Here is an 11,179-nt window from a genome sequence, read left to right on the forward strand (position 1 = left end):
TCAGGCCAGAGACAGCGAATACCACTGCGTCGCATCCTCGTGCCAGCCGGCGGCGCGATAGGTGGCGCGCGCCGCGGCGTTGTCCTGCGTGGTTTCCAGCTGGATCGCCGCGGCCCCGTCCTGGCGGGCGAAGTCGGCCGCCGCGTCCAGCAGGCTGCGCGCGATCCCCTGCCGGCGCGTGGCGGGCAGGACGAACAGGTCGTTGAGGATCCAGGTGCGGGCCATGCGGACCGACGAGAACATCGGATACAGCTGCGCGAAGCCGACCGCGTCGCGGTTCCGGCGCGCCAGCAGCACCCGAGATTCGCCGAAGCGCAGGCGGTTGCGCAGCCAGTCGCGCGCGGCGGCGAGGTCGGACGGCTGGCCGTAGAACTGCCGATAGGCGTCGAACAGCGCCGCGAGCGCGTCGAGGTCGGCGGGCTGGGCGTGGGCGATGGTGGTGCTCATGGGTCAGTGTCCCTGGGTCAGCCGCGACAGTTCGTCGGCCTGGTGTTCGTGGGAGAGCCGGTCGACCAGGGCGTCGAGGTCGCCCTCGAGCACGTTGGGCAGGTCGTACAGGGTCAGTCCCTCGACGCGGTGGTCGGTGATCCGGCCCTGCGGGTAGTTGTAGGTGCGGATGCGCTGGCTGCGGTCGCCGCTGCCGACCTGCAGCTTGCGCGTCGCGGCGGTCGCGGCCGCGCGGCGCTCGGCCTCGGCCTCGGCAAGGGTGGCGCGCAGGCGCTTCATCGCCTTGTCGCGGTTGGCGTGCTGGCTGCGCTCGGTCTGCGATTCGACCACGATGCCGCTGGGCAGGTGGGTGATGCGGATCGCCGAGTCGGTCTTGTTGACGTGCTGGCCACCGGCGCCGGACGAGCGGAACGTGTCGACCCGCAGGTCGGCCGGATTGATCTGCACCGGCTCGCCTTCCTCTTCCACGGGGATGATCGCCACTGTCGCGGCCGAGGTGTGGATGCGGCCCTGCGACTCGGTCTCCGGCACGCGCTGCACGCGGTGGGTGCCGGATTCGAACTTGAGCCGGGCGTATGCGCCCTGGCCGTCGACGCGGGCGATGACCTCGCGGAAGCCGCCGTGTTCGCCCGGGCTGGCCGACTCGACCTCGACCCGCCAGCCCTGCCGCTCGGCGTAACGGCCGTACATGCGCAGCAGGTCGCCGGCGAAGATCGCGGCCTCGTCGCCGCCGGTGCCGGCGCGGATCTCCAGGTACAGGCCGCCGTCGTCGCGCGCATCGCGGGGCACCAGCAGCGCCATCAACGCGACGTCGAGTTCGGCCAGGCGCGCCTGCGCCGCGGCGATCTCCTCTTCGGCCAGGTCGCGCAGTTCGGCGTCCTCGCGCATCGCCTCGGCGGCGGCCAGGTCGTCGCGCGCGCGGCGCTCGTCGGCCAGCGCGGCGGCCAGCGGTTCGAGCTGCGAGAACTCGCGCGACAGCGTGCGGAAACGCGCCTGGTCGCCGGCGATCGCGGGATCGGCGAGCAGGCGTTCGAGTTCGTCGCGGCGTTCGGCCAGCGCCTCCAGCTTATGGCGCAGGGTCGGCAGCATCGTCGTTCTGGGTGGCAGGTGGCAGCAGGGGGTCGAAGGCGCGCAGCAGTTCCAGGTTGCCGCGCGCGGCGGCGTCGCGCATCGCCGCGGTTGGTACGTGCAGCAGGCGGTTGGTCAGCGCGTGGGCGAGCTGGTCGACGACCGTGGCTGGGTCCTGGCCGGTCGCGAGCTGCTGGCGCGCGCGCGCCACCAGTTCGGCGCGTGCCGCGTCGCCATGCGCGCGCAGGCGCTTGAGCGGCTCGTTGCGCGCGCCCAGTGCCAGCGCCTGGGCGTAGCGGCCCACCTGCAGGTCGACGATGGTCTCGGCCTGCTGAGCGGCGTCGCCGCGGCTGCGGCGGTTCTGCTCGACCACGCGATCGAGGTCGTCGACGGTGTAAAGGAAGGCATCGTCGAGCCCGGCGACTTCCGGTTCGATGTCGCGCGGCACCGCCAGGTCCATCAGCAGCATCGGCCGCCGTTTGCGCAGCGCCAGCGCCTGCGCCACCTGCGTGCGGGTCAGGATCGGCGTCTGGCTGGCGGTGGCCGTGAACACCACGTCGGCCAGGAACAGATGCCGCTCGAGTTCGTCCAGCGGCAGCGCGACCGCGCCGTGGCGCTCGGCCAGCTCCTGCGCGTGGCGCCAGGTGCGGTTGGCGATCAGCAGGCGCTTCACCCGCGCCTGGGCGAGGTGGCGCGCGGTCAGCTCGATGGTTTCGCCGGCGCCGATCAGCAGCACCACCGAATCGTCCGGCCGGGCGAACGATTCCTGCGCCAGGCGCACCGCCAGCGAGGCCACCGACACCGGGCTCGAGCCGATGCGGGTTTCGGTGCGCGCGCGCTTGGCGGTGACGAAGGCGTGCTGGAACAGGCGGTCGAGCTCCCCGCCCAGCACCCCCGAATCGCGCGCCATCGACCAGGCCTGCTTCACCTGGCCCAGGATCTGCGGTTCGCCCAGCACCATCGAGTCCAGGCCGCAGGCGACGCGGAACAGGTGGCGCGCGGCCTCGTCGCCGGCGCGCCGGTACAGGTAGGCATGCAGCGCCTGGCCGGGATCGTCGCCGGCGTCGTCCGCATCCGGGTGCGAGGCCAGCCAGTCGGCCAGCACGCCATCGTCGTCCGCCGATGCGTACAGCTCGGTGCGGTTGCAGGTCGACAGCAGCGCCACCTCGCGCACGCCCGGCAGCGCCCGCAGCTCGGCCAGCGCGGCCGGAACCGCGCTGTCGGCGAAGGCCACGCGTTCGCGCAGGGCGACCGGTGCGGTCTGGTGGTTGATGCCGAGGGCGTACAGGGTCATGCGCGTTGGCTGGCGGCCCGCCCGGCGTTTGCCGTTCAGGCGCTTGCGATAAGCTTCCGGGTCGTCAGGACACCATTTTAAGGCCCGGCCGACGTCGATGCCCGCTTTTCCGAACTCTGTCCGCCGGATTGCCCTGTCCTGCCTGCTGCTGGCCCTGCCGCTGGCACCGGTCGCCGCCGCCGACGCTCCCCTGCGCGAGGACGTGCTGGGCGCCACCATGGCCGGCGAATTCGCGCTGCAGGCCGGGCGCCTGGACGAGGCCGCCGGCTGGTACCTCGATGCCGCCCGTGCCGCGGGCGGCGACGAAGCCGGGCTGGCCGAACGCGCCACCCGCATCGCCCTGCTCGGCAAGGACGATGACCTGGCCGCCCGCGCCCTGGCGCTGTGGAGCGCGCGCGCCCCCGATTCGCTGGCGATGCGGGCGGCCGAGGCGACCCTGGCCCTGCGCCAGGGCCGCGAACGCGTCGCCCTGCGCCGGCTGCGCACGTTGATCGCCGACCCGGATCCGGCCGGCTGGCGCCACGCGCTCTCGGTGATCGCCACCGGGCCGCGCGATCCGGCGGTCTCGGGGCGGATCATGCGGCGCCTGCTCGACGCCGGCGCCGTGCCGGACGAGCTTCAGGCCTGGCTGGCCTTCGGCGACCTCGCCCAGCGGCTCGAACAGGCCGAGCTCGCCCGCGAGGTGGTCGAGCGCATCGTCGAACTCTACCCCGGCGAGCCGCGCATCGGCCTGCTGCGTGCGTCGCTGCTGCGCGAGGCCGGCGACCTCGAGGGTGCCCGCGAGGCGCTGGCAGGAGTGGAAGGTGCCGCCAGCGGCGCGCCGGAGCTGCGCCTGGCCATGGCCGCCGAGTACGACGCCCTGGGCGATCCGCTCGCCGCTGAACGCGTCCTGGCGCAAGGGCCGCAGGACCGCCGCAGCTACGCCCTGCGCGCGTCCCTGCTGGCGCGCGCCGACGACAAGACCTCGCTGACGGCGCTGTACGACGAACTGCGCCGCGATGCCGCCAATCCCGACCCGCAGCAGCGCCTGCTGCTGGGCCAGGTGGCCGAATTCCTCGACCGTCACGCCGAGGCGCTGGAGTGGTACGGCAGCGTGCCGGGCGGCGAGCCGCGGCTGCAGGCGCGGCTGCGCGCGGCCAACGTGCTGCACGAACTCGGACAACGGGAGGACGCGTTCGCCGCGCTGCAGCGCCTGCAGGTCGACGGTTCGATCGACGAGGACGCGCGCCGCGCCGCGTACCTGCTCGAGGGCGAGCTGCGCGCCAAGGACGGCGACCTGGACGCCGAGAACGATGCCTACGCGCGCGGCCTGGGCGACTGGCCGGACGAGCCGTCGCTGCTCTACGCCCGCGCCCTGATGTGGGAGCGCCGCGACGACATCGCCCGCGCCGAAGCCGACCTGCGCCGGATCCTGGTGGCCGAGCCGGAGAACGTCGCCGCGCTCAACGCGCTGGGCTACACCCTGGCCGACCGCACTGACCGCTATGCCGAGGCGCTGGAGCTGATCGACCGCGCCCGCGTGGCGGAGCCGGGCAATGCGGCGATCATCGACAGCTATGGCTGGGTGCTGTACCGGCTGGGCCGCACCGACGAGGCGCTGGTCGAGCTGCGCCACGCCTACACCCTGCAGAAGGACGCCGAGATCGCCGCGCATATCGCCGAGGTGCTGTGGGTGCTGGGCCGGCGCGACGAAGCGCGCCGCTATTTCGACGACGCCCGCCGGCTGGATCCGGACAACCGCTCGCTGCGGCGCGCTCTTGAGAAGACTGGCGCATGAAGCATCCGCGTTCCGATGGCCTGGCCGCGATCGCGGCGCTGACGCTGGCGCTGTCACTGTCGGCCTGTGTGTCGCAGCCGGCGCGCGCGCCAGTGCCCGTCGATCCGCAGCAGGCGCGGCAGGCCGAAGTCCAGCGCGCCTCGCTGGCTGACTGGAGCCTGTCGGGCCGGGTCGCGATTTCGGGCGGGCGCCAGGGCGGCAGCGGCCGCATCGACTGGACCCAGCGTGGCGCCCGCTACGACATCACCCTCGCCGCGCCGGTCACCCGCCAGGGCTGGCGGCTGAGTGGCGACACTGGCTCGGCCAGGCTCGAGGGCATCGAGGGTGGACCGCGGGAAAGCGCCGACGTCGAGGAGTTGCTGTTCGCGGCGACCGGCTGGGACGTGCCGGTCAGGGCAATGGTGGACTGGGTCCGCGCCGTGGCCGCGCCGGAACAGGTCTACGGACCGGCGCAGGTCACGTTCGGCCCCGGCAACCTGCCCGCGCTGATCGGCCAGGCCGGCTGGCGCATCGAATACCGCGACTGGTACGAGGCGGGCGTCGGCCAGCCCGCCTTGCCGCGCCGGATCGAGGCTACGCGCGACGACGCGCGGGTGCGGCTGCTGGTCGATGGCTGGACCGTGGTGCCCGGCGCGGCCGCGGCGCCCGCGGCGGAGGATTCGCCGGACCAGACGCTGGCCAGGACGCTGGAGACGCTGCGCCTGGACGACCCGGCCGCGGACCTGCGCGAGCATGCCGCCGCTGGCGACCTGCGCCCGGTCGCGGTCTGCGGCTTCGCCTGCCTGGCGCCCGGCTACGGGCCCGACGGCGCTGCCGTGACGGGGCAGGGGCAGGCGCTGCGGATCATCGACGGCAGTGGCGACGTGGTCATCGGCGAGCGGCACCTGGCGCTCAAGCTGCAGGCCGAGGCCTATGCCAGTGCCTACAACCGCGCGCTGGCCGCCTGGCTGCGCGCGCACCCGCAGGCCGACAGCGCCGGGCCGGCGGACTAGCGGCATGGCAGTGCATCCGCCGGGTGCGGGCTGGTCGTCGTGGCCGGCGCCGGCCAAGCTCAACCTGTTCCTGCACATCCCGCGGCGTCGGGCCGATGGCTACCATGAGCTGCAGACCGTGTTCCGCCTGCTGGACTGGGGCGATACGGTCCACCTGCGGCTGCGTGAGGACGGCCTGGTGCGCCGGCAGAGCGAGACGGTCGCGGGCGTGGCGGAGGCCGACGACCTGGTCGTGCGCGCTGCGAACCTGCTTCGATCCGTATCCAAGTCCGGCCAAGGTGCGGACATCCGCGTCGAAAAGCGGATTCCGGCCGGGGCCGGCTTCGGCGGTGGATCCTCCGACGCGGCCACCGTCCTGCGCGCGCTGGACCGGCTCTGGGGGCTGGATCTGGGCGTGGACCGGCTGGCGGCCCTGGGGCTGGGGCTGGGGGCCGACGTGCCGGTATTCGTCCGCGGCCACAATGCCTGGGCCGAGGGCGTGGGCGAACTGCTGACCCCCATCGAACTGCCCGAGGCCTGGTACGTGCTGGCCGATCCGGGCATCCATGTCGCGACCTCCGCCCTTTTCCAAGCCCCTGAATTGACGCGAAATGCCGCACCAACGACAATAGCGGACTTCGTTTCGGGAGCTGGGCTCGGCAATGCGTTCGAGCCGGTGGTGCGCCGCCGCGAACCCGCCGTCGAGGCGGTGTTCGAAGCGCTGGCGCGGATCGGCACGCCGCAGTTGACCGGGTCGGGCAGCGGCTGCTTCGTCGGGTTCGCCACGCGCGAATCGGCCGAGGCCGCGCTGGCGGCGTTGCCATCCTCGCTCAAGGCATGGGTGGTGGCGGGCGCCGCGCGCTCGCCGCTCCTGGACGCACTCGAAGGCCGGAGTCCGGAGGGTGATTGGTGATTGGTGACTGGGGATTCGAGGAGGTGTTTCGAATCCCCAGTCGCGAATCACGAATCATCGCGTTACAGGGGCGTCGCCAAGTGGTTAAGGCACCGGGTTTTGATCCCGGCATGCGTAGGTTCGAATCCTTCCGCCCCTGCCAGTCGAGCGAAGGGATTCGGGATTGGGGATTGGGGATCCGCAACGGCGAATCTCGTGTCCCCAGGCCGGATCCAACCTCCCAATCCCGAATCCCCAATCCCTAATCCGGGCCTTGAAGACATGAAAGAAGATCGAAACCTGCTGATCTTCTCCGGCAATGCGAACCGGCCGCTGGCGCAGTCGGTGTGTCGCGAGCTCGGGGTGCGGCAGGGCAAGGCCCTGGTGTCGACGTTCTCCGACGGCGAGGCGCAGGTCGAGATCGAGGAGAACGTGCGCCGGCAGGACGTGTTCGTCATCCAGCCCACCAGCGAGCCCTCGGCCGAGCACCTGATGGAGCTGCTGGCGCTGATCGACGCGCTCAAGCGCGCATCGGCCTCCTCGGTGACCGCGGTGGTGCCGTATTTCGGCTATGCGCGCCAGGACCGGCGGATGCGCTCCTCGCGCGTGCCGATCACGGCCAAGCTGGTGGCCAAGATGTTCACCGCGGCCGGCGCCGACGGCGTGCTGACGGTGGACCTGCATGCCGACCAGATCCAGGGTTTCTTCGACATCCCGGTCGACAACGTGTACGCCTCGCCGCTGCTGCTGGCCGACATCTGGCGCGCGCACGGCACCGACAACCTGATCGTGGTCTCGCCCGACGTGGGCGGCGTGGTGCGCGCCCGCGCGATCGCCAAGCGCCTCGACGACGCGGATCTCGCGATCATCGACAAGCGCCGGCCCAAGGCCAACGTGGCCACGGTGATGAACATCATCGGCGACGTCGAGGGCAAGACCTGCGTGCTGGTCGACGACATCGTCGACACCGCCGGCACCCTGTGCGCGGCCGCCGGGGCGCTCAAGGCCAACGGCGCGCAGAAGGTCGTGGCCTACTGCACCCACCCGGTGCTGTCGGGCGCGGCGATCGACAACATCACCCGTTCGCAGCTGGACGAACTGGTGGTCACCGACACCATCCCGCTGGCCGCCGCCGCACGCGCGTGCAGCCGCATCCGCCAGCTCAGCGTCGCAGAGATGCTGGCCGAGACGATCCGCCGGATCGCCTTCGGAGAATCCGTCAGTTCGCTCTACCTGGACTGACACCGCCGCTCACCTGGTCGCGGGTGAGCGTTTCCAACCGCCGCGAGGCGGTATTCCGCAAGCAGAAGAAGAGAAGCAAACATGGCAACGACTCACGAAATCAAGGTCGAGCGCCGCGCAGACGAAGGGAAGGGTGCGAGCCGCCGCCTCCGTCACGCGGGCAAGATCCCGGCCGTCGTCTACGGTGGCGACCTGGACCCGGTCAGCATCCAGCTCGACCACGAGCCGGTGTGGCTGGCCAGCCAGCACGAGTGGTTCTACTCGTCGATCCTGGACCTGAGCCTGGGCGGCGACATCCAGAAGGTGCTGCTGCGCGACATCCAGCGCCACCCGTACAAGCAGCTGATCATGCACCTGGACTTCCAGCGCGTGAACGACAAGGAAGTGCTGCGTACTTCGGTGCCGCTGCACTTCATCCACGAGGACGTCTCGCCGGCCGGCAAGTCGGCCGACGTGGTGGTCACCCACGAACTCAAGGAAGTCGCGGTGGAATGCCTGCCGTCGGACCTGCCGGAGTCGATCGAGGTCGACCTGTCGGAACTCAAGCTCGGCGACATCATCTACCTGTCGGACCTCAAGCTGCCCAGCGGCGTGGAAATCCCGCAGCTGAAGCTCGGCAAGGACCACGACGACGCCGTCGTGATCGCCAAGCACGGCCGCGAGGAAGCGGCTGCCGACGAGACCGCCGAGGATGGCGAAGTCCCGGCTGGCGAAGACAAGTGATCTTCGCCTAGGAAGGTCATCCCGCGCCGCAGGCGCGGAGCCTGGCAGGAGCGGCGGCGCGGCGGGTTGCGCGTCCGCCGGTCCCGTCGCCGGCTTGCTCCTGCGGCACGGAGTGCGTCCGGATGGAAGGATTGAGACTCATCGTCGGCCTCGGCAACCCGGGGCCGGAACATGCGCGGACCCGGCACAACGCCGGGTTCCGCCTGGTCGACGCGCTCGCCGACCGGGCGGGCGGCCGTTTCGGCATCGAGGCCAAGCTGTTCGGCGAGACGGCCAAGATCGAGGTCGGCGGCAGGCCCGTGTGGCTGCTGCGGCCGGCGACCTTCATGAACCTCAGCGGCAAGGCGGTCGCCGCGGCCCTGCGCTACTGGAAGATCGAACCGGAACAGGCGCTGCTGGCGCACGACGAACTCGACCTGCCGCCCGGCGTGGCGCGGCTCAAGTTCGACGGTGGACACGGCGGCCAGAACGGCCTGCGCGACACGATCAAGCTGCTCGGGCATGGACGCTTCCACCGCCTGCGCATCGGGATCGGCCATCCCGGCCACAAGGATCGCGTGGTGTCGTGGGTGCTGGGCCGCCCCGGCAGCGACGACGACATCCTCATCAACCGCGCCATCGACGACGCCATCGACGTGCTGCCGCTGGCGGTCGGGGGCGATTTCAGCGAGGCGATGAAGCGGCTGCATACGAGCAGGGACTAGGGATTGGGGATTGCGGATTTGGAGCGTTCTCCGAATCCACAATCCCGAATTCCAAATCCCGGATTCTCATGGGCATCCAATGCGGCATCGTCGGCCTGCCGAACGTCGGCAAGTCGACCCTCTTCAATGCGCTGACCAAGGCGGGCATCGCCGCGGCCAACTTCCCGTTCTGCACGATCGAGCCGAACGTCGGCGTGGTGCCGGTGCCGGATCCCCGGCTGGCCGCGCTGTCGGACATCGTCAAGCCCGAGCGGGTGGTGCCGACCGCCGTCGAGTTCGTCGACATCGCCGGCCTGGTCGCGGGCGCGGCCAGCGGCGAGGGCCTGGGCAACAAGTTCCTGGCGCACATCCGCGAGGTCGACGCGATCGCGCACGTGGTGCGCTGCTTCGAGGATCCCGACGTCATCCACGTCAACAACCGGGTCGACCCGCTGGCCGACATCGACACCATCGACACCGAGCTGGCCCTGGCCGACCTGGAGTCGGTGGACAAGGCGATCGCGCGCTACGAGCGCGTGGCCAAGAGTGGCGACAAGGACGCCAAGGCGCGGATCGAGGTGCTGCAGAAGCTGCGCGCCGCGCTGGACGACGGCAAGGCGGCGCGCTCGGTGCGGCTGGAGGACGAGGAGCGCGTGCTGCTGCGCGAGCTGTTCCTGCTGACCATGAAGCCGGTGCTGTACATCGCCAACGTGCTCGAGGACGGCTTCGAGGGCAATCCGCACCTGGACGCGGTGCGCGCCCGCGCGGCGACCGAGGGTGCCGAGGTGGTGCCGGTCTCGGCCGCGATCGAGGAGGAGCTGAGCCAGCTCGACGACGCCGACCGCGACGAGATGCTGGGCAGCTACGGCCTCGACGAGCCGGGCCTGAACCGGGTCATCCGCGCGGCCTACCGGCTGCTCGGGCTGCAGACCTACTTCACCGCCGGGGTCAAGGAAGTGCGGGCCTGGACGGTGAAGGCCGGCGCCACCGCGCCCCAGGCCGCCGCGGTGATCCATACCGACTTCGAGAAGGGCTTCATCCGCGCCGAGACCATCGCCTACGAGGATTTCATCCGCTACCGGGGCGAGGCGGGCGCGCGCGAGGCCGGCCGGCTGCGCCTGGAGGGCAAGGAATACCGGGTCCAGGAGGGCGACGTCCTGCATTTCCGCTTCAACGTGTAGTCTCCAGGCGGCGCCGGAAGGCTTCCGGCGGGCCCGGCCGGCGCCGATTCGCGCCGCGACGTACGGAATGCGTTGACAGGCCCGCGCGGCACCTCCAAAATAATGGGCTGTTTAACCGGTTCCTCGACGACCGGAGGGATACCCAAGCGGCCAACGGGGGCAGACTGTAAATCTGCTGGCTTACGCCTTCGGTGGTTCGAATCCACCTCCCTCCACCAGTCATCAGCCGGAAAACGAGGCAACCGCGCGGCGCGGGAGTAGTTCAATGGTAGAACCTCAGCCTTCCAAGCTGATGGTGCGGGTTCGATTCCCGTCTCCCGCTCCATTGCACCCTGCGACACGCACAACAGGTTCAACGCTCACGTAGCTCAGTCGGTAGAGCACCTCCTTGGTAAGGAGGAGGTCGATGGTTCGATTCCATTCGTGAGCACCACCCAAGGCGGGGCTTCCCGCAAGCGTCCGGCTCCACCGGCCGGGCCGTCCACCACCAGCAGTCACAACCGTCAGCGAGAGTCACAGTCATGGCAAAGGGTAAGTTCGAGCGCACCAAGCCCCACGTGAACGTGGGCACGATTGGTCACGTTGACCACGGCAAGACGACGCTGACGGCGGCGCTGACGAAGATCGGTGCGGAGCGTTTCGGCGGCGAATTCCGTGCCTACGACCAGATCGACATGGCGCCGGAAGAGAAGGCGCGCGGCATCACGATCTCGACCTCGCACGTGGAATACGAGAGCCCGACGCGCCATTACGCGCACGTGGACTGCCCGGGCCACGCCGACTACGTGAAGAACATGATCACGGGCGCGGCGCAGATGGACGGCGCGATCCTGGTGTGCTCGGCCGCCGACGGCCCGATGCCGCAGACGCGCGAGCACATCCTGCTGGCCCGCCAGGTGGG

Annotated in this window: 11 protein-coding genes and 4 tRNA genes; 12 read left to right on the forward strand and 3 right to left on the reverse strand. The window is 70.8% G+C overall.

Going from position 1 to position 11,179, the window contains the following annotated elements; translation table 11 throughout:
- The 3 genes from Q0863_RS16840 to hemA are packed head-to-tail and all read right to left on the reverse strand — an operon-like array spanning nt 1 to nt 2,809.
- Nucleotides 1–447 (reverse strand): GNAT family N-acetyltransferase, encoded by a 447-nt coding sequence (locus tag Q0863_RS16840; RefSeq protein ID WP_298581174.1) that lies wholly within the window; start codon nt 445–447, stop codon nt 1–3.
- Between the two features lie 3 nt (nt 448–450).
- Nucleotides 451–1,536 carry a peptide chain release factor 1 gene (gene prfA / locus Q0863_RS16845; protein ID WP_298581177.1) on the reverse strand — a complete coding sequence of 362 codons (1,086 nt, stop codon included), beginning with the start codon at nt 1,534–1,536 and terminating at the stop codon, nt 451–453.
- Entirely contained in the window at nt 1,514–2,809 is a 1,296-nt protein-coding gene (hemA, locus tag Q0863_RS16850) for a glutamyl-tRNA reductase (protein ID WP_298581180.1), read from the reverse strand. Before hemA ends, prfA begins: the two co-directional genes overlap by 23 nt.
- 97 nt (nt 2,810–2,906) lie before the next feature.
- Here hemA and Q0863_RS16855 point away from each other — a divergent pair, with 97 nt between their 5' ends.
- The 12 genes from Q0863_RS16855 to Q0863_RS16910 form a co-directional block, all read left to right on the forward strand.
- Nucleotides 2,907–4,586 (forward strand): tetratricopeptide repeat protein, encoded by a 1,680-nt coding sequence (locus Q0863_RS16855; protein WP_298581183.1) that lies wholly within the window; start codon nt 2,907–2,909, stop codon nt 4,584–4,586.
- A complete protein-coding gene (lolB, locus tag Q0863_RS16860; RefSeq protein WP_298581186.1) occupies nt 4,583–5,578 on the forward strand; it encodes a lipoprotein insertase outer membrane protein LolB in 996 nt (331 codons plus the stop codon). The genes Q0863_RS16855 and lolB overlap by 4 nt, the downstream gene beginning before the upstream one ends.
- Nucleotides 5,579–5,588: 10 nt before the next feature.
- Nucleotides 5,589–6,470, forward strand: coding sequence for a 4-(cytidine 5'-diphospho)-2-C-methyl-D-erythritol kinase (gene ispE / locus Q0863_RS16865; RefSeq protein WP_298581222.1), 882 nt, complete (start codon nt 5,589–5,591; stop codon nt 6,468–6,470).
- Between the two features lie 66 nt (nt 6,471–6,536).
- Nucleotides 6,537–6,612, forward strand: a tRNA-Gln gene (locus Q0863_RS16870).
- Between the two features lie 119 nt (nt 6,613–6,731).
- A complete protein-coding gene (locus tag Q0863_RS16875; protein ID WP_298581189.1) occupies nt 6,732–7,691 on the forward strand; it encodes a ribose-phosphate diphosphokinase in 960 nt (319 codons plus the stop codon).
- Nucleotides 7,692–7,772: 81 nt separating this feature from the next.
- Entirely contained in the window at nt 7,773–8,414 is a 642-nt protein-coding gene (locus Q0863_RS16880; RefSeq protein ID WP_298581191.1) for a 50S ribosomal protein L25/general stress protein Ctc, read from the forward strand.
- 122 nt (nt 8,415–8,536) lie between these two features.
- Complete coding sequence (gene pth / locus Q0863_RS16885) at nt 8,537–9,118, forward strand: aminoacyl-tRNA hydrolase (protein WP_298581193.1); 582 nt, start codon at nt 8,537–8,539, stop codon at nt 9,116–9,118.
- Nucleotides 9,119–9,186: 68 nt separating this feature from the next.
- Nucleotides 9,187–10,278 (forward strand): redox-regulated ATPase YchF, encoded by a 1,092-nt coding sequence (ychF, locus tag Q0863_RS16890; protein ID WP_298581196.1) that lies wholly within the window; start codon nt 9,187–9,189, stop codon nt 10,276–10,278.
- A 132-nt stretch (nt 10,279–10,410) separates the two neighbouring features.
- Nucleotides 10,411–10,496: transfer RNA gene (locus Q0863_RS16895), tRNA-Tyr, on the forward strand.
- Between the two features lie 33 nt (nt 10,497–10,529).
- A tRNA-Gly gene (locus Q0863_RS16900) sits at nt 10,530–10,603 on the forward strand.
- A 32-nt stretch (nt 10,604–10,635) separates the two neighbouring features.
- Nucleotides 10,636–10,711 (forward strand) — tRNA-Thr (locus Q0863_RS16905).
- A gap of 88 nt (nt 10,712–10,799) precedes the next feature.
- Nucleotides 10,800–11,179: GTP-binding protein (locus tag Q0863_RS16910; protein WP_298581198.1), on the forward strand; the 380-nt coding region annotated here is incomplete at its 3' end.

The sequence above is a fragment of the uncultured Luteimonas sp. genome (assembly GCF_947492465.1).
In the GTDB taxonomy this organism is placed as follows: domain Bacteria; phylum Pseudomonadota; class Gammaproteobacteria; order Xanthomonadales; family Xanthomonadaceae; genus Luteimonas.